We start from the raw sequence: 19,244 nt of genomic DNA, 5'->3' as shown, positions 1-19,244 counted from the left end.
CGCATCACAGCCTCCCATGCCCTTGCGGCGGTTTGCCGTCGCGTCCCTCGCGGTGCGTCAGCTCGTCCAATTGGGTGGCACAAAACAATGGCCCGTGCCGGAAGTCCTAATGGCCGTCCGAAAATTTCCCGAAATTCTCCTGAAGCGAGCGGAAACCGCGATGTTTTGTGAACGATGCACCAGCGGTAAGTCGTGCTAGAGTGCTGTCCGAGGAATGGGAGCCCACCTGCGGCGGGAGACTGAATGGAAATCCGGTTCGGTCAATCGCTCGCAATAAACGGGGTGACCGCCGATTTCGGCAACGAAACGTTGCGCGATCGGGAGGGCAATCCCGTCGATTTGCGGCCGCAGGCTTTTGCGGTGCTGCGTTACCTGGCGCAGAATGCCGATCGCCTCGTGACCAAGGACGAATTGATCGAGGCGGTCTGGCTCGGCATCGCCGTCACCGAAGACAGCCTATTTCAATGCATTCACGAGATACGGCGCGCCCTCCACGATGAAGCCCGGACGATCCTGCAGACTGCGCCGAAGCGTGGCTACCGGCTGGTGCTGTCAGTAAACGGTGAGAAGCGTCCGGCTGGGTTGGCGGCGGCGGGGTTTGTGGAGTCGTCACTTGAGGCAGCGGCGCCAATCCCTGAAGCAATGGCGGCACGGCGTTCGCGAAAACCACTCCGGGCCTCGCTGGTGGTCACCATCGTTGCGGCTCTCGGCATCATCGGGGCCACAATCTGGCACATCCGGCCGTCTCAAAGGACGCTGGAGGGCATTCCGTCGATTGCCGTACTTCCGTTCCATGTCATCGACAGCGATGAAACCACCAAACGGTTCGCAAGCGGGATCGGTCAGGACATCATCACAGATCTCTCTCGCTATCGCGATATTGAGGTCATCGGCTGGAACTCGAGCAGCCCCTATGCCGGAGCGCCGGTCGATGTCCGCAAGATCGGGCGCGACCTGAACGTGCGCTATGTACTGAAGGGCTCCGTCCAACGCGCCCAAGACCAGATTCGCGTGACGACAGAACTCCTCGACACAGCGACGGCTGTAAGTCTTTGGTCGGAGCGCTGGGATCGGCCTGTTGTCGACCTTTTCGCTGTACAGGCCGAAATCTCAAATGCAGTGACAAGCCAGCTCGGCAGCTCGAAGGGCGCCATTCCGGAGGCGGATCGTATCGCCGGACTACGGCTTCAGCCCCAGAATCTAACTGCTTATGAAACCTATCTCCGCGGTCGGGAATCGCTGCTGCGCTTCACCAAGCAAAGCATAGAGGCCTCCATTCCGCTCTTCAGGCAAGCCGTTACGTTGGACCCGAAGCTTGCGCGGGCTTGGATCGAGATGGCTTCTGCTTATAACACGCTGGCAGGCTTTGGGGCGAATAACGATGAGGTCCTGCCTCAGGCTCTCGCCGCCGCCGAAACTGGTCTCGCCATCGATCCGCAGGACGCGCTTGCGCATGCGATCATGGCCCTCGTCCTTGGACACATGGACGATTTCGAACGGGCAGAGGCGGAGTTCGACATCGCCCTTCGCCTGAATCCCGGCTCAGCCGACATCATGACCCTTTATTCGCTGTGGGCAAACGCCTTCGGAAAACCCGAGCGCGGAGCGGAGGCCGCCGACAAGGCAATCCGGCTCAATCCCAACTACCCGAACTGGGCCGCGTTGGGATTCCGCTACGCCTATTTCATGGCGGGACGATACGAGGATGCACTGCACGTTCTGGAGCGCCTGCCGCTCGAAAACTATAACAGCTTCTCCTGGATCGTTCGCGCTGCCGTTTATGTTGAACTTGGCCGTGACGGGGAGGCCAGGACTTGGGTGGCCAAGGGCCTTGCGAAATATCCAGAGCTGACAATCGAAGGTTTCGTGAATGGACCTGGGTGGAGCGCCTCCGAGCGGAAGCGAATAATGGACGCGATGCAACGCGCGGGTTTTCCGCCTTGCGCTCTGCCGGATCAGCTCAACGGGGTCGCGAGCCCCATTCGCATACCAGAATGCGTGAACTCAAAGGACCGCAGGCCATCAGCTCTGTGACCGGAGTGGATGGCGTGACCGAAGTGGATAGCGGAAAAGCACTTTTGATCGCAGAAAACGCGCTCCGTGCCGGGCGGCCACACAACCTCCCATGACCGCTCTTAGCGCACCTTCGACCTCCAGCGCGGTCGCCGGTAGTGTCCGCTGTGAGGCGGTGGCACAGCTAACTTTAACGACATGCGGCGCAAAGCTGACTCGGCGGCTTCAGGGCCGGAAGCTGACCGTCCGCAATCAGGCCGAAATTATCAGGAAGCGGCCATTCCGCTGGCGACCCAATTTTGGTCGTATAGGATGTCATAACGCCGCCGAAATACGTACAGACGTCCAAGAACCCTCATCCAACTACTTCGGCTGGCATCCAGACAGCCTTCAAGCCGGTCGCGCGGACCCTGACAGCTCGTCCGAGGATCTCTCGACTCAGGTCTTGTTATCTCGCGAACCTGTAGAACTCAGATCCGCCGGGCGGACACATCACCAGCGCTTCGTCGTCTCAGACATCGCGCGCGACTCCCCCGCTTTGCTCGATCGCGTCGATTAGACGATGCAGTGTGACAGCGTCTCCAAACGTCGGCCCCTGACGCGTGCCGGAAGTCATGTCGGAAGCGAAGAAATCGTAGAGGTTTCTCACGTTGCCCGTCAGGACGTTTTCGCCGGCGGCGAATTCACCCGGTGCGAGAATTTGATGAAGGGACTCGTCTGCTTGTGCCCCCATAAGCTTGAATCCCCCCAGGCCCACGTAGCCGACAGGACTCGTCAGCAACAGGTCACCCCTGCTACCGTTGATCTCCACATGGAAATTGGTAGCTCGCGACAGTCCGCCACGGAAATGGCTTGTCACCAGGCCGCCTGACGTGAGCTTCCCACTGAAGGCGATCTGGTCGGCGACGTCGAGCGGAACGATTTCCTGGCTCTCCGTCATCCTAATCGTGGTGCGACGATTGACCAGTGTCCCCGACACGCTGTGGAAGTTGTCGTCCAATGCGAACAATAAGGCGTCGATAGTATGGGCAAACGGCACGTGCAGCATACTTGCGCCCTTCGACGGGTCCAAGGTATATCGAAAGGCCTCTTCCAGCTCTTCCCCCCAAGTGATCCCCGAGCCAATGATCGAGCAAGAGAGCACTTCGCCTAGATAGCCCTGCCTGATGAGCTCACGCATTTGCCGGACGGTCGGATTCGCGCGGGTCTGAAGGCCGATCATTGTCGAGACGCGTTTTTCGACGGCGAGCGAGTTCATCGTCTCCGCATCACGCAAGTTCATTCCAAGTGGCCATTCGGAAAACACCGACTTTCCCGCTTCCAGCGCCGCAGTTACCACTCGAAGGTGTTCCGGAACCCTCACCGTGACGACCACCAGATCGACATCAGGGTGGTTCACAAGCTCCTCCGTCGACGAGACCGCGCGCTGGAAACCGAACTTCTCGGCTGACGCCCGCGCAGTTTCAATTCTATGATGGCTCACGACAGAAAGGCTGAACTGCGGCAAATCTCTCAACGCAGGCACATGGGCGGTCGAGGCCCAGCCGCGGTCGGGGTGCACGCCGATGATGCCAACTCTGATCGGTGCATGGGTCGGCATGGCGGTCTCCTTTGCTCCCAATGAGAGATTCGATTGGGTGAACCGACCGTCACTCTGTGATCTTGACGAAGCCCTTCTGCACGAGCTGGATCGTGCGTGCCATGGCGTCGAGATTGATCTTGATGCGGGGGAGAAGATCGGCGTTTCCCCAGCCGTTAACGTTCGCGGTCGCACCGCAAAGTTCGACCTTGACGCCCTTGTCGATGAGGTCGGCAACCAGCTTCTTGTATGGGTTGCCGGTGGCAATGTTGCGCGACGCATTATAGGCTGCGTCACTGAGCGTGACGTGACCCGCATTGGTGTGGAAGACCACGATCACGTCCGATGTCGCCTTCCAGTTCGCGATGTCCGTGGTGATCAGTTGAAGATGGAACAGCGCGGCTGGCAGGTCGCCTTCGAACTGAAGGCCCCCGATGCTGTGAACAGACTTCACTTCCTTTAATTCGACCGGGATATCGATGAAAAGAGCACTTTTTGCTTCCAACATGGCTGTCTCCTAGGGTTCGGAATTCTGTCGAAGGTTCAGTTCGCGGGACGCCCTTTAAGGGCGTCCCGCGGGCGTGTGCGTTGGGAGGAAGCGCCAGAAGAAATCGGAAGGAAGACGAAGGCTCGTACTAGACGCCCTCGTAGACCAGCCGCGTGAAGAAGCCTGGATCGATGACGAAATTCCCCCACTTGGCATCGAACGACGCCGTGGGCTTGGCGGCGACTGTCTCGTCTCTCGATCGCCCTTGGTGCTTGAGCGCCGCGACCTTCTCGCGCACGGCGCCAAGCATGTCGCGGAATTCCTGGAGCTCCGCTCGATTGCTCACGGGGTTTCCGTGGCCTGGGATGATGATCGTCTTGGCGGTCGATGTAGCCAAGTTCGCATCCGAAGCCGCGATCATCCCGTCAATGCCGCCTCCCGTCGAATAGTCGATGAAGGGATAGATCCCGTTCCAGTAGGTGTCGCCGACATGGAGGACGTCCGCCTCGCCGAACATGACCGAGATGTCGCCGTCGGTGTGCGCCGGGCCATAATATTTCATGGCTACCGACTGGCCGTTCAGCTTAAGCGAATGCTCCTTTGAGAAGACGTGCTTGGGCACCCCGCTCTGCTCCAGCGGCATGAAATTGTAGTCCCAGTCCTCGACCCGTTGCACCTGCGACAGGTGCTTGAGGGTATTCTTGTGCGCAATGATCTTGGCGCCGCCAGAACCGATCCAGGGGTTGCCGTCCGCGTGATCGAAATGCCAGTGGGTATTGATCAGATGGGTCACGGGTTCGGCGGAGATGGCTGCGAGCGCCTTCGTCATCTGGCGGCGCGATACGCTAATGCCCGCGTCGACCATGACAAGTCCGTCCTTGCCGCCCAGGACCGCGACATTGCCGCCAGAGCCTTCGAGAATGGTGATGTTGTTCCTCAGCTTGTGCGTGGCAATGTCTGCCTTGGCGGCGCTATCCTTAATGAGGCTCACCAGCCCGCGCGCTTCGGCATAGGCCGCGCGCGGGCTCATCCAACCACCGGTCGCTGCGAAGGTGGCGGCGCTTATGCAGCAAAGGCAAAATCCACGCCGAGAAAGCATGTGTTCAGTCTTCATGACATACCTTTCCGCAGTCAGCCTCAGGTGGGCGGACAGCTTTTGAATTGAGGAGACCAAGGGCAGGCTTTCCACCTGCCCAGACGGTCACGCGGTGATAAAGGCGAGCAGGTCTGCGTTGATCACATCGGCATGCGTTGTGAACATTCCGTGCGGGTATCCATCGTAGACCTTGAGTTTTCCGTTCTTGAGCAGCTTGACGGAGAGTTCGGCAGAGTCGGCGATGGGCACTACCTGGTCGTCGCTTCCGTGCATTATCAGGACAGGAACGTCGATAATCTGCAGGTCCTCGGTGAAATCGGTTTCCGAGAACACCTTGATACACTCGTAGTGCGCGTTCGCACCGCCCATCATGCCTTGGCGCCACCAGTTGCGGATCGTGCCTTCGGAGATAACGGCTCCTGGGCGGTTGAAGCCGTAGAACGGTCCGCTAGCGATATCGAGATAGAGTTGCGCTCGGTTTGTTGCCAAGGCGGCCCGGTAGCCGTCGAAGACCTCGATCGGGAGTCCTCCAGGGTTCTTGGCCGACTTGACCATCACGGGAGGAATCGCAGAGATAAGCACTGCTTTGGCGACCCTGCCTTTACCGTGCCGGGCGACGTACTTGGTGACCTCGCCGCCCCCGGTCGAATGGCCAATATGGATCGCATCGCGAAGGTCGAGCGCCTCGGCGAGTGCGGCGACGTCGGCCGCGTAAGTATCCATGTCATTGCCGTCGGAAGTCTGGCTTGAGCGACCATGGCCCCTCCGGTCGTGGGCGATGACGCGGAAGCCCTTGCCGAGGAAGAACAGCATCTGGTTGTCCCAGTCGTCGGCGCTCAGCGGCCAACCATGGTGGAACACGATCGGCTGCCCGGTGCCCCAGTCCTTGTAGAAAATCTGCGCGCCGTCTTTCACTTTGATGCTGTTCATTATCTCACTCCCATCTTCAATGGTTGCATTGGTTGAGTTCGCAGACGCCCTGGCCGCCAAAGGCAGCGTCGTGGCAAGAGCGACGGCTCCCGTCCCGATAAGGACTTCCCGTCTTGTCGCCGTGGGCATTGTCGTGGATGTGTTCGTATCCATTTCTCTTCCCCTTTGCGGGCTGGACACAGCCTAACGGCTCGGGACGTGCGCTGTCCGGATGCTCTAGTTTCGGCCATGTAGAGATTGCCAATGGGTCAGCCCAGAACTGGCGCTGCCGCGGCCCACTCTTTCCGGGTGGTAGGCGTGCCGTCGATCATTTCGACGACCGCTTTGGATTTCGAAAGAGTCGTCATCAACGACTTGGGTCCTTCAAACGGCCTGCCGCCAATGTGCCAGCCGTCGGTATGAAGCTCCTCGATAAGGACCCATACCACCTCGCGGAACGCCTCCGATCCCTCGAACTTTACCATGACGTCGGTCAGGGCCTTCGCCATGGCATGTTTCTCTTCCGGCGTGAACACGCCGTCGACCAGTTTCACATTAACGAATGGCATGACGGGTTTCCTTTGATTAGAGCTTGAAGGGGTCGCTTTAGTCGGTGACGTCGATCACGATCTTGCCGTTGGCAGTTCGGTTTTCGATTTCGGCATATGCCTCGGCTACGGTCTCAAAGCTGAAGCGGCGCGGATCGACGAGAGGAGTGATCCTTCCGGTTTCCACAAGCCGCTTCGCCTCTCGCAGGATTTGCCCGTGATGGGCGCGGCCTTCCCCGGTCAAGATCGGCAAAAGCGTGAAGACGCCTGAGTAGCTTGCTGCTCGGAACGAGAGCGGACCGAGCGAGTGGGTGCCCCATCCCAGGCAGCTGACGACATGGCCGAAGCGGGTCACGGCGTTGAACGCGGCGTCGATCCCGGCACCGCCCACGGTGTCGTAAACAATGTCGAAGCCCCGCCCGCCCGTATGATCTTTGACGTATTCTTCGACCGTCGTCTGATGGCGGTCGATCGCGGTGGCACAGAGCTCCTCGATCTCGCGTTGCTTGGCAGCCTTGTCCACGGCGAAGACCTCGGCTCCGAAAGCGCGTGCGATCTGGATTGCAATGTGGCCGACGCCGCCGGCGCCGAGCACCAACACCCTCTGCCGGGCCTGGACCTGGGCGCGATCCACCAGACCTTCCCAGGCGGTGATGAACACCAACGGCAATGCCGCCGCTTCGCGCATGGTCATGTTATCAGGCTTCGGCCCAAGCAAATCAGCGTCGACGGTGACGAAGGTCGCGAGCGAGCCCTGGAGCCCGCCCACGCCGCCCGTCATGCCGAAGATCTCGTCCTGAGGCTTGAATGCGGTCACCCCGGGGCCGACAGCCTCGACGATTCCGGCCACGTCCATACCGAGAATAGCGGGCAGTGGATGCCGCGCATGCGGAGCTTGGCCGCTTTTGATCTTGAGATCGAGCGGGTTGACGCTGCTCGCCCTGACGCGGACAAGGACCTCGCCCGCCGAGGGCGTTGGGCAGTCCATGCGGGTGCGGACGAAGTCAGAGTTCGTCTCGTTTAGGACAAGGGCCTCCATTTTTCTCGGCATAGTCATCTGTCTGCCTCACTGCGGTGTCGACGGCTATCCGGCGACCCGACAGAGGATGGCAGAACTACGTGATTTCAAACCAGTGAATCGTCGTGAAATCTTGTGACGAGCACGAACACGAACGCGGGGAACGCGCGGGAAGATCAACAAAACTCGGTCAAAAGAGCCTTTGCCGCCACCATGTCGGCCGTATCAAAACCTTCAGTAAACCGATCGCAGACCGCAGCTAATCGTGTACGCGCCCGATCGATATCTCCCCGGTCACGCGCCAACTTCATCAAACTCGTGGTCGTCCGGAGCTCCCAGGACAGGGCATCCTGCCGACCCGCTACGTCGAGCGAATGGAGATAGCATTGTTGTACGGACTCGACGTCGTCGCCGCCGCGCCAAAGGATATCCCCCTTCAGGCGATAGAGTTCTGCGACGCACCAGAGCTCCTCCTTCTCCTCGCTGGCGCTGATCGCCGCCTCCACCAGCGATCGCGCTTCGACGTGTTGTCCCAGAGAAGACAGGCCCTCGGCCAGAAAGCCGAGAAATCTGACGGTGTAAAGGTTGAAGAGTTTTACCTGACGAAGTTCAACCAACCCTCTTCGGAGAAGGGGAACGCCACTCTCAGGAAGTCCTCGCTGGATCAGAAGCGCCGCCTTCCAGCACCGACCGAACACCTCCCATGGTCCGAGCGCGTTCGTCTTTGCCAAATCAAGTAGCTCGGTGATAGCTGAATCTGCCGCCGGTAGGTCGCCGACATGAACAAAGACCGGACAGGACCAGCGAGCCAAGGCTTCACACAACGAGATCGCGTGGCCCGATTCCCGCGCGGCGACGACGGCGGCATGGACCGCTTTGACGGCCTGATCGGGAAGGCCTTGCATCCAGAGGAGCTGGGCGGGTTGAATTCGTGCCGAAATCGACTGGCCGAACCTGAAACGAACTGAGTTCGCGGAGGCAGTTTCAGCAGAGACATCGTGAGCCAACATCATATCGGCGTGACGGCGGGCACCACGGAAGTCACCCATGCAAAATAAGGTCATACTGAGCATCCGGTCACCGATGAACCGATCGAGTCCGCTTTGGGCGAGCGCCATGAACCGTTCGGCGTTCCCCAGCGACGCCCTGTACTCACCCATGCCCACTTGTGCGATCCACAAGCCCCAAAGAGCCTCCGCTTGAGCGTCGACGTCGGCCAGCTCCTCCGATATCTCCAACGCCTTGGCGAAAGCGGCTGGAGCTTGTGGCGCGAAGCCGATTTTGAATGCTTGAGAGAGCCCCAGCGCTCTGTAGAGCTGCATGATCTGACGAGCGTACTCGTTTCTTCGCTTTCCCGGACCGATGCCTGTCAGCGCGCGCTGGACGCTGGTCAGGCATTCGTCGACCAGAGAAAGCTGGTACCACATCGGAATGGCGGCGACGGTAACCGCTAGTCCGACTTCTAGATCGCCATGATCCGAGTACGCCCAGTCCAGAGCGAATCGTATGTTGTTGATGTGGGAACCATGTCTCGACAGCCACTCTTCGCTCGACAGGGTTTCCACTTCCTCCTGCGAATGTCGGAGGACATCGCACAGATAGGTCGCCAGTTGCCGAATGACGGCGTCGAGTTCCCCTTCCTCCCGAACTTTTTCCAAAACGAATGCCCGCGTTGTGTCGAGCAGACGGTATCGCGCGGCCTTGCGTTGAGCGTCGACGGCTACCAGGGATTTGGCGACGAGGTTAGCAAGATAACCTGGTACGTCGCGGTCGGGGGAGGTCACGTCGGTTGCAATGGCAACAGCAGCTTCCCGTCCGAAGTCGCCTGCGAAGATGGAGAGCCGACGCAGGACCTTTCGCTCCTCTTTTGAAAGCGCTCCGTAGCTCCAGTCGATCATTGCTGCCAATGTCTGATGGCGAGGTAGAGCGGTGCGCCGTCCACCGGTCAGCAACCGCAGACGATCGTTGAGAAGTTCGGCAATCCCGTGCGTGCCGAAAGCCTCCACCCGCGCTGCGGCAAGCTCGATCGCAAGGGCGATTCCATCGAGCTGCCGGCATATATGTGTGACCACGGGCGCTTCATCGTCGTCGAACGTATACCCGCTTCCAGACGAGGTCGCCCGCTCGACGAACAAACGTATGGCGGGAAACTCCAACGCGTAGGCAGCAGTCAGACCCGCCGCCGAGGGCGGCGTATCGAGAGGGGGGAGCCTGTAGACGCTTTCACCCTCCACTCGCAAGGCTTCGCGGCTAGTGGCAAGGATGGTGATCTCCGGCACTTCGCGGAGCAAGGTCTCCGCCAGACGGGCGGTTGCCTCGAGAACGAGTTCGCAACTGTCGAACACGAGTAGCAGACGTTTCCCCCGAAGGTGCCCTATGAGGCTCGCAGTCGGATCACCCGATGTCTCCGGAAGGCGAAGCTGTGACGCCAGGACTGAGGGGACGATTTGGGAGTTCGTTATTGGGGCGAGGTCGACGAAGCAATGGCCGTTATGTGATGACAACAATTGCTCTGCCACGCGAAGGCCGACGGTCGTCTTTCCTATGCCACCTGGGCCGACAATGGTGACCAGCCGGAACCTTTGAAACCGCCCTTCGACGGTCTTGATGGCTTCCTCACGTCCGATAGGTCGAGTCAGCTGTTTTGGGAGGTTGTTCGGGGCCGTTGTCTTCACTGGCTCGTGCTCAACACGAGATCGGGTGAGAGGAGCAATGAACCGATAGCCCCTTGATGGAACGGCGACGATGTATCGCGGAGCGGCTTGATCCTCGCCGAGCACCCTCCGGAGTAACGCGATCTGCGCTCGAAGGTTCGACTCCTCCACTCTGGCTTTGGGCCAGGCCCGCGCGGTCAATTGATCCTTCGTTACCAGTTCTCCCGGTCTCTCGGTCAACGTGATGAGGAGTTCGAGCGCTCGGGATCCGATCGTGACAGGTTCATTGTTTTTGAGCAGAAGATGTCGCGCCGGATAGAGCAGGAATGAGCCAAAGGCGAGCGCCAGGTCTGCCGATGTAGCCTTCGGGGAAGCTTGCTCTTGCATACTTATCCTTCCCCGTCATGGAGCGTTGCCAGCCAGATTATAGATTGATGCTGCGAAGGAGATCGAGTCTCCTGGTCACGTACTGATGACAGTGCGATAGACTGACCTTTGAAGTAATAGACGATATCCAGTTAGTGAGGCGTCCATTCATTCACCGGGCTTTGATGCCTGACTGTCTTTTCGCGCTGACCTGCCCCAAAGGGTTAAGCGGTGCCTTAGTTTCTTGCGATGTCCAACCCAGTCAACCTTGCGCTCACGCGCCACAACCTCTCAGCCATCTCGGGGTCGATCGCATACGGGCGCACTCCAAATCCCTCACTGGGCTCTATGCGTGCGACGTCACAATTCTCGCAATAGACCCCGCCTATCGAGTCCAACACAGGAGCGGTGGCGGCCCAGACTGTCGTCGCCGCGCCTTGTTTCACGGTTTTCAAATCCCTTGCGGGATCGATTATGGGGGACCCATCTGAAGCTACAGCACCGACCGCGTCGAATTCGGACCGGGTCAGATGGCGTATCCCGGGCGTCATTATCATTCCGGGGTGCACGGAGAAAGCGCTGACCCCGTGACGGCGTCCACGCGTGTCGAGCGCAACCGCGAAAAGCGCGTTCGCGGTTTTTGATTGGCCATAGGCCATCCATTTGTCATAGGGGCGCCGTACAAAATCGAGATCGTCGAGATCGAGATCACACATCTGATGGGCTCGGGACGAAAGTACAACCACTCGAGATTTTGCCACCGCAAGTAAAGCTGGCCATAGCAACGCCGTCAGCCGAAAGTGTCCGAGATAGTTTATGGAGAAGTGACCCTCACGACCATCTTCATCGCGGAACAGCGGCCTAGCCATCACGCCCGCATTTAGCACCAGAAGGTCAAGCCGTCTTTGTCGCTTGAGAAAGGCTTTTGCAAAGGCTTTGACAGAGATGTGATCGAGCAGGTCTATGGGCCACACCTCTACCCCGCCAATTCCTTTCAAAGCGGCGTGGGCGGCTATAGGGTCAGTCGCGGGTACGCTGATGCTAGCGCCGGATGCTGCAAGCACTCTGACAGTCTCCAAGCCCAACCCGGAAGAACCACCTGTCACCAATGCAACCTGCCCGGTAAGGTCCACGCCCCGAGCCGCTTCCTCCGCCGTCACGGTAGGCTCAAACGGCGTATAGAGCGGAGTCTGCCATTCGCGCATTTTGTTCCCCGGTTCCCGCCACGATTGCACGGCACGCATCGACCCGATAGCAGTTTCCCTGGATCTTGTCGTCAAGGCACGCCTAGCCATCGGTAGTCGACCGGGGCTCACTCAGTACTGCGATTCATTGCTCCTCAGTTTTTTGGGCCTATCACGTCCGCTTTCAGCAGGTGCTTAAACCTGCTTGCGTGTCCGACATGAGGCGCAAAGCTGACTCGGCGGCTTCGGGGCCGTAAGCTGAAAGTCGGCTTCTGGCTCATAAGTAACGATAGCCGACAGTCATTCGAGAGAGCTCGTGTTCGAGCCGGACCCAGCGGTTGCATGCAACGAGGGACCGGGGGCACAATCACGCGTTCGAGAACTCAATGAGGGTGGTACGGTCAGAAATAGGCCATACGAAGTCACCGTGCAGCGCATGCACCATGCCTTCAAGGGAGGCTATTTCTTCATTCGATGCATGCAACACTTCTCATGAACGCGCCGTTGAGCTGCCACGCTGGCTTCATCGCTACAATTGGCACAGGCCACATGGCAGCTTACAACCAAAACGACCTAACGCGTTGAGGCTCCACAGCTAGATCAATCCATGTTGATCCGCGGACCTGTCGCGCCGTTCAGCAATCGCTTCAAGTGGAAGCTCGCAAGCTGGTCCTCTGCGCGCCTGCCTACCTCAGCAGCGAACGAAGTGACCGCACTAGGGTCGCCGGCTTCCAGCTTGGCGAAGGCCGCGAGGTAATCCTTCGTCGCGAGTTCATCGCATTGCTCAGGCCTCAGTGGCTCGAAAGCGCGCAGCGACTCCGTTCGTCCTCTCAACACGAGGTCACCCACCGGGCGCCCTCGGAAATTCGCAACTTGTCTCGCGACGCTCTCGCTCACGCAAATACGAGTGCCTAGTTGCTTGTTGGCGGCTTCCAGCCGCGCCGCGATGTTGATTGTGTCCCCATAGGCCGTGTAGTCGAAGAAGCGGGCACCGCCGAAATTGCCGACGATCGCCGGCCCGGAATGGACGCCGATGCGGGTGGGGCCGAGCGCCACGTCCCTGGCGCGCCAGCCGGCGCGGAAGACTTCCGAGAAGTCGTCGAGGTCAAGCGCGCAGGCGACGGCGCGGGCGGCATGATCGGGCTGCTCGCCCGGCGCGCCGAAGAGCACATGCAGTGCGTCCCCGACGATCTTGGCCACCGTGCCCTCGTGGTGGAAAACAATGTCGGTCATGCCGGCGACGTACTGGTTGAGTAGCTCGCCCAAGACCGCCGGGTCGAGCGCTTCCGCCAACACCGTGAAACCCGCGATGTCGGTGAACAGAGACGCCACCTCGCGCCGCTGCCCAGCAAGCTCGCCGGCGTCGCCGGCGAGCCGCTCGGCGAGGTTGGGCGAGAAGTAGCGCGACAACGAGGCGTGCGCGCGCTCGGCCGCCATCTGCTTGCCCCGCGCCTCGCGCAGAAGAGCAATGTGCCTCAGCGTCTTCGCGATAGTCGTCTCAAGGTCGGCGAAATCGATCGGCTTCATCAGGAAATCGAAGGCACCGCGGTTCATTGCCGTTCGGATGTTGGCCATATCGCCGTAGGCCGACACGATGATAGTCGACAAACGCTCCTCGGCGTCCTGGAGCTTCGCAAGCAGCGACAGCCCATCCATGCGCGGCATGTTGATGTCGGTGACGACCATTTCGATGTCGGAATTGGCGGCGATCAGGTCGAGGGCCTCGACGCCGTCGCGGGCGAAGATAAAGCTCACGGCGCAGTCTCGGATCTGGCGGCGGAATTTCTGCAGGACCAGCGGCTCCAGGTCCGGCTCGTCGTCGACAACGAGGATCAGCGCCGTCATGCCGCGAACTCGACGCGGACGTCGATCTCGCCGCGCAGCGCGACGAAATCGAGCGGCTTCGTCAATAGCGCCTCGGCGCCGTTTTCCAGCGCCTTCCTCTTGGTCTCTGCGTCGCCATAGGCGGTGATCATGATCACGGGCACATCGGGACGCAACGCCTTCGCTTTAGGCAGAAGCTCCAGGCCGCTCATGCCCGGCATGTTGATATCCGACAGGATGAGGATCAGCGAGGCGCTTCCCGCCGCCTCGATCACCTTGAGCGCCTGCGGCGCGGAAAGGGCGAAGGCCATGTCGAAGCGCCCTACCTTGAGATCGCGCCGGAACTGCTGCCTGAACAGCACCTCCACATCAGGCTCGTCGTCCACGATCAGGATGAGCAGACTCAAGCGTTGCCTCCTGCTTTGGCGAGCGTTGCGGCCCCGCGCGGCAAAACGATGCGGAATTCGGTGAAGGCGCCCAGCTCGGTATCGACCTCTATGGTGCCCGCGTGCTGTTTCACGACGATGTCGTGGCTCAACGATAGGCCGAGCCCCGTCCCCTCGCCTGCCGGCTTGGTGGTGAAGAACGGGTTGAACATTTTTTCTTTCACGTCCGGCGGGATGCCCGTGCCGTTGTCGCGGATTCTGATCTCGACCGCATCTCCCAGGCTTTTCGTCGATGCCGCCAATATCGGCTCGTAGCCGGTCTCACCTTCGGCCGCTCGCCGTTTCGCCGTCGCGTAAAAGCCGTTGGAGATCAGGTTCAACAGCACGCGAGTGATCTCCTGCGGAAAGAGATCGACCTCGCCGGCGCCTGGATCGAAATTCCTTTCCAACATGATGTTGAAGCTGTTCCCCTCGGCGCGTGCGCCATGATAGGCTAGGTTCAAGCTCTCCTCCACCACCGCGTTGATGTCGACCGGACGGTGCTCGCCCAAGCCCGACCGCGAGTGGAGCAGCATGTTCCTGACGATCGAGTCGGCGCGCTTGCCGTGCTGCACCACCTTGTCAAGATTGCCCTTCAGCATATCCGACAAGTCGTCGATCTCCGCGCGGGTTTTGTCGTCAAGCACCGCGCCTTGCAGCGCCTCGCACAGCTCCACGATCAGATCGCCGGACAGCGAGGAAAAATTGTTGACGAAGTTGAGCGGGTTCTTGATCTCGTGAGCTATTCCCGCCGTCAGCTGGCCGAGCGAGGCGAGCTTTTCGGTCTGCACGAGCCGATCCTGGGCCTTGCGCAGGTCTGCCAGCGAGCGCGACAGTTCCTCCGTGCGGGCCTGCACTTCATCGAACAAGCGCACATTCTCGATGGCGATACCGGCCTGGTCGGCGAAGGTTTCGACCAGCTCGATCTGCCGAGGCGTAAAATCCCGCACCTCCGCGCGGGTCAGCGCGAATACGCCGACCGGCGCGCCCTCGCGTAAAATCGGGACGCACAGGATCGTCCGATAGCCGCCGAGCTGCTGAAACTGCGTCGCGCCGTATTCCGGGTCGGCGAGCACGTCGGAAACTTGGATGGTCCTCGCCTCGAGTGCGACCCGCGACGTCACCGAATAGCGGCCGGGCCTGAACGGATTTGCTCTGGCGAAGGCTTCCAGCTCCGGAGGGTTGCCGTAATTCGCCGACCAGCGGTAGGCATCGCCGTCGCGCTTGAAGATGACGCCCTTGTCGGCATCGCAGAGCCGCGCCGCTGATTCCACCAGAGTGTCGAGCACCGGTTGCAGGTCGAAGGTCGAGCGGCTGATGGCTTTCAATACATCCGCCGTCGCGGTCTGCTGCCGCAGCGACTCGCTTAGCTCGGCTGTGCGCGTCTGCACCTCCTCAAACAGCCGCGCGTTCTCGATGGCGATGACAGCCTGATCGGCGAAAGTCTCGACCAGCTCGATCTGCTTTGGCGAGAACGGCCCGGGCGCCTTGCGCATGACCAGAAGCAACCCCATCAGTTCCGTGCCGCGCAGGAGCGGAACGCCGAGGATGCAGCGAACGCCGCGCTGCCGCGCCACGTCGGTGAAGGTGAACTCGGGATCGGCTTCGAAATCCGGTACGTGAACGGTTTTCTGTTCCAGCAGAACGCGCCCCGACACCGATCCGCGCCCCGGCTGGCGCATGATCTTGGTATGGGCTGGGGCCGCTTCCGGATCTCGGCTGAAGGTCGTGGTCCACTGAAATCCGTCGTCGACCAGACGATAGAAATCGGCAATGTCCGCGTCGCAGAGGTGCGCGGCGGACTCTGCCAGGGTGTCAAGGACGTTCTGCAGGTCGAAGGCCGACCGGCTGATGACCTTGAGCACATCTGCTGTCGCTGTCTGCTGCTGAAGCGACTCGCTTAGCTCCGCGGTCCGCGCCTTGACCTCATCAAACAGGCGGACATTTTCGATGGCGATCACGGCCTGGTCGGCGAAGGTCTTCAGAAGTTCGACTTGCTTAGCGGCAAGAAAGCCCGTCTCAGCACGCCCGACTGCTATGCAACCGATAGGCAGGCCGTCACGCAGCATCGGCACGGCGACAGCACTGCGCAGGCCCGAAAAAGCCGCCGCGGCGCGATGCGTGAATTCACTATCCAAGGTGAGGTCCGGGATCTGTGCCACGTCAAGATATAGAATTGCCCGTTCGGCAGCGCTGCCGCGAGTAGGTGCCACGGGAAAGGTGTTGCGCACGATCTCAACGCTTTCTTCAGTGATGCCGTGATGCGCGACGAAATGCAGAAGCTCGCCATCAAATCTGTAGACAAAGCAGAACTGCGCTTCGCATAGACGGGCGGCGCTTTGCGCGATCATATTAAACACTGGCTGCCCATCGGTGGGCGAGCGGCTGATAACGCTAAGCACATCGCTGGTCGCCGTCTGGTACTCCAGCGCCTCTGTGGCCTCCCGTGTCCGCTGCTGCACCTCCTCGAAAAGGCGGACGTTCTCGATCGCAATTACGGCCTGGTCGGCGAACGTCTGCACGAGTTCGACCTGCTTGTCGCTGAACGCGCCTGGCGCGCGACGGGGCATGGCGAAGACGCCGATCACTTCGCCCTGCCGCAACAGCGGCACGGCAAGCATGGCACGATAGCCGGCGCGGTCGCGGGCTTCGGAAAACGTGAATTCCTTGTCCTCAAGCGCGTCGGCGACATTCACGACCGCCTTGGTCAGCGCCGCCCGTCCCGTGAACGTCTCGCGTCCCGGTTTGATCGGATGGGTTCGCACGAACTCCAGGTATCCGGGGGGCGTGCCGTAGCTTGCCTCGGGAGAGAAGGACCCATCGCGCGCCAGAAATATGAGGCCCATTTCGGCATTGCAGAGTCGGCAGGCGGAAGCGATCAACGTGTCGAGAACGGCCCCTAGATTGAAGGCGGAGCGGCTGATGACCTTGAGCACGTCGGCCGTCGCCGTCTGCTGCTGCAGCGCTTCGGTTAGCTCGGCGGTACGCGCTTGGACCTCCTCGAACAGCCGCACGTTGGAGATGGCGATGACGGCTTGGTCGGCGAACGTTTTGAGCAACTCGATCTGCTTGTCAGTGAAGGGCCGCATCTCGATGCGCCGGATCATCAGCGCTCCGACCGCTTCCCCGTCACGCAGCAGTGGGATCGCAAGGATGGTGCGAAAGCCGAGCCGGTGGGCCATTGCCCTGCCCGTTGCAAAGTCTACACCCGCCTCGGTCAGGTCATGAACATGGACCGGTGCCCGGTCGAGCACCGCGCGACCGGTGACCACGTCGCGGGCAACAGGCAACCCGGCGTCGTCGACCTGGATTGGCCCATGATGCGCTCCGACCGCCAAACGATCGCCCTGCCGCAGATAGATCGTCGCGTCATGGGCATCGCAGAGACGCGCGGCGCTTTCAGCGACGGCGTCAAGAACTGGTTCGATGTCGGTAGGCGACGCCGCGATTACGCGCAGGATGGAGCCCGTCGCGGTCTCGCGCTCCAGTGCCTCGGTCACTTCGCGATTGCGCGCCTGCACCTCGTCGAAAAGGCGCACGTTCTCGATCGCGATGACCGCCTGGTCGGCGAAACTCTCCACAAGTTCGATCTGGCGTTGTGAGAACGGCCCCACGGTCCGCCTCGCCATGCCGAAGACACCAATCACCTCTTGGCCTCGCTTGAGGGGGACCGAAAGGGCCGCGCGGAAATGGCCCATGCTTGCCGCTTCCTGCCTCTTGTATTCCATATCCTTGGACACATCGGGCACATGAATGGTTGCCCCTTCGAGAGCGGCTCGACCTTGAAATGTCCCACGCCCGATCGGGTGTGGATGGCTTTCCTCATAAGCGCGAAGCTCATCGGTCCATCCGGTGCCGGTCATGACCCGTAGCCAATCGCCATCGCGCAGCGAGATCGCGCCCATATCCCCGCCGGCCAGGTGGATCGCCGAATCAAGCAGCGTCGTCAACACGGGTTGAAGGTCGAACGCCGACCGGCTGATCACCTTAAGCACGTCGGCCGTCGCCGTTTGCTGAGCCAGCGCTTCGCTGAGTTCGGCCGTCCGCGCCTGCACTTCTTCGAACAGCCGCACGTTCGAGATGGCGATCACGGCCTGGTCGGCGAAGGTCTTCAGCAGCTCGATCTGCCTGTCACTGAACGGTCTCACCTCTCTTCGCCGCAGGCTAATCGCCCCGATCGCTCTTCCACCGCTCACGAGAGGTGTCGCCAGAATCGTGCGAAATCCGTAGTGAATGGCCATTTCCCGGCCTGCCGCGAATTCGGCCCCGGCCTCGGAGAGGTCTTCGACCTGCACGGTCCCCGCATCGATCACGGACCGCGCCATTACCCGGTCGCGCTCCAGCGGCCACGGCGCCTCATCGACCGCGATCGGGCCGGAATGAGCACTGAGATGGAGCATATCGTCTTTCCTGAGCCGGATGATCACGTCATAGGCGTCGCAAAGACGGGCGGCGCTCGCCGCCACAGCGTCAAGGACCGGCTTAATATCGGTCGGCGACGAGGCGATGACGCGAAGCAGCTCGCCGGTCGCCGTCTCGCGTTCGAGGGCTTCGTTAAGCTCGAACTTGAGAAGCTCAATCCTAGCTTCGAGTTGGCCGTGTGATTCCCGCATGTGCAGGTTCTAGCCCTCGGTCGCACCGCTACCCAGCAAGTTGGGAGACGAACCATAGGCAGAATAAAGCTAAAAATACTAGGTTACCGACGGTCGATCGATTCGTCCCCATTCGCAGCGAGGAAGATCGGAAGCCCGACTCTCGAAGTTTTTTCCCCCCGCGTGGGCTTGATCGCGACCTCCTGTATCTATGAGCAATGTCAGGTGTTGACGCAACAGCGATGTCCAGGGTTGTCGCCAGCAAGGTCTGCTATCGGCCGCAGCAAAGATTACCTCAACGGCCGGTATGAGGCGCAAAGCTGCCTTTCGCGTAGAAGGCGTAGGTCAACCGCGACTGAGGCCCATAAGACTGCCGCTCTTCAGCGGCCCAGCCGTCATTGCCCTATTGCGTATTACAGCACCTATTTACAGCTTCAATGATCTAAGCCATTGATCGTCAACGAATTGTGCATCCCGTCGTCCGCACCAGCTGCCGCATTTCCAAGCAAATGGAGAACTTCCAGGAACGTCCCTGTTGCGGCGGCCGGT

The 19,244-nt window shown here is 60.4% G+C and carries 12 protein-coding genes and 1 pseudogene; 2 read left to right on the top strand and 11 right to left on the bottom strand.

Annotated elements, in window-relative coordinates:
• Positions 1 to 243: 243 nt before the first annotated feature.
• Positions 244 to 2,034 (top strand): winged helix-turn-helix domain-containing protein, encoded by a 1,791-nt coding sequence (locus tag C9427_RS01975; RefSeq protein ID WP_107647529.1) that lies wholly within the window; start codon positions 244 to 246, stop codon positions 2,032 to 2,034.
• Between the two features lie 490 nt (positions 2,035 to 2,524).
• On the opposite strand, the gene C9427_RS01970 is transcribed toward C9427_RS01975, so the two are convergent.
• From C9427_RS01970 to C9427_RS01935, 8 genes are all read right to left on the bottom strand, one after another.
• A complete protein-coding gene (locus C9427_RS01970) occupies positions 2,525 to 3,613 on the bottom strand; it encodes a Gfo/Idh/MocA family protein (protein WP_107647528.1) in 1,089 nt (362 codons plus the stop codon).
• 49 nt (positions 3,614 to 3,662) lie between these two features.
• Complete coding sequence (locus C9427_RS01965; RefSeq protein ID WP_107647527.1) at positions 3,663 to 4,100, bottom strand: DsrE family protein; 438 nt, start codon at positions 4,098 to 4,100, stop codon at positions 3,663 to 3,665.
• 127 nt (positions 4,101 to 4,227) lie between these two features.
• On the bottom strand, positions 4,228 to 5,193 hold the full coding sequence (locus C9427_RS01960; RefSeq protein ID WP_107647526.1) for an MBL fold metallo-hydrolase: 966 nt from the start codon (positions 5,191 to 5,193) through the stop codon (positions 4,228 to 4,230).
• 87 nt (positions 5,194 to 5,280) lie between these two features.
• A complete protein-coding gene (locus C9427_RS01955) occupies positions 5,281 to 6,105 on the bottom strand; it encodes an alpha/beta fold hydrolase (protein WP_208636325.1) in 825 nt (274 codons plus the stop codon).
• A 248-nt stretch (positions 6,106 to 6,353) separates the two neighbouring features.
• Positions 6,354 to 6,653: a tautomerase family protein gene (locus C9427_RS01950; protein WP_107647524.1), complete on the bottom strand. Its 300-nt coding sequence runs from the start codon at positions 6,651 to 6,653 to the stop codon at positions 6,354 to 6,356.
• Between the two features lie 37 nt (positions 6,654 to 6,690).
• Complete coding sequence (locus C9427_RS01945) at positions 6,691 to 7,689, bottom strand: zinc-dependent alcohol dehydrogenase family protein (RefSeq protein WP_107647523.1); 999 nt, start codon at positions 7,687 to 7,689, stop codon at positions 6,691 to 6,693.
• A gap of 137 nt (positions 7,690 to 7,826) precedes the next feature.
• Positions 7,827 to 10,691: an ATP-binding protein gene (locus tag C9427_RS01940; protein ID WP_107647522.1), complete on the bottom strand. Its 2,865-nt coding sequence runs from the start codon at positions 10,689 to 10,691 to the stop codon at positions 7,827 to 7,829.
• A gap of 215 nt (positions 10,692 to 10,906) precedes the next feature.
• Positions 10,907 to 11,875, bottom strand: coding sequence for an SDR family NAD(P)-dependent oxidoreductase (locus C9427_RS01935; protein WP_107647567.1), 969 nt, complete (start codon positions 11,873 to 11,875; stop codon positions 10,907 to 10,909).
• Positions 11,876 to 12,342: 467 nt separating this feature from the next.
• Between C9427_RS01935 and C9427_RS01930 the strand changes: the two are divergent.
• A pseudogene (locus tag C9427_RS01930) lies at positions 12,343 to 12,453 on the top strand (IS481 family transposase); the annotation flags it as partial.
• A gap of 1 nt (position 12,454) precedes the next feature.
• Here C9427_RS01930 and C9427_RS01925 read toward each other — a convergent pair.
• Genes C9427_RS01925 through C9427_RS01915 form a run of 3 tightly spaced genes read right to left on the bottom strand, consistent with a single transcriptional unit; the run spans position 12,455 to position 18,716 of the window.
• Positions 12,455 to 13,699 carry an adenylate/guanylate cyclase domain-containing protein gene (locus tag C9427_RS01925; RefSeq protein ID WP_107647521.1) on the bottom strand — a complete coding sequence of 415 codons (1,245 nt, stop codon included), beginning with the start codon at positions 13,697 to 13,699 and terminating at the stop codon, positions 12,455 to 12,457.
• Complete coding sequence (locus C9427_RS01920; RefSeq protein WP_107647520.1) at positions 13,696 to 14,085, bottom strand: response regulator; 390 nt, start codon at positions 14,083 to 14,085, stop codon at positions 13,696 to 13,698. The genes C9427_RS01925 and C9427_RS01920 overlap by 4 nt, the downstream gene beginning before the upstream one ends.
• On the bottom strand, positions 14,082 to 18,716 hold the full coding sequence (locus C9427_RS01915) for a GAF domain-containing protein (protein WP_107647519.1): 4,635 nt from the start codon (positions 18,714 to 18,716) through the stop codon (positions 14,082 to 14,084). Before C9427_RS01915 ends, C9427_RS01920 begins: the two co-directional genes overlap by 4 nt.
• Between the last annotated feature and the right edge of the window lie 528 nt (positions 18,717 to 19,244).

Source organism: Mesorhizobium helmanticense (assembly GCF_003034915.1).
GTDB classification, from domain to species: Bacteria; Pseudomonadota; Alphaproteobacteria; order Rhizobiales; family Rhizobiaceae; genus Mesorhizobium; species Mesorhizobium helmanticense.
Note: the sequence above shows the minus strand (reverse complement) of the source record. Positions and strands in the feature narration are given on the sequence as shown.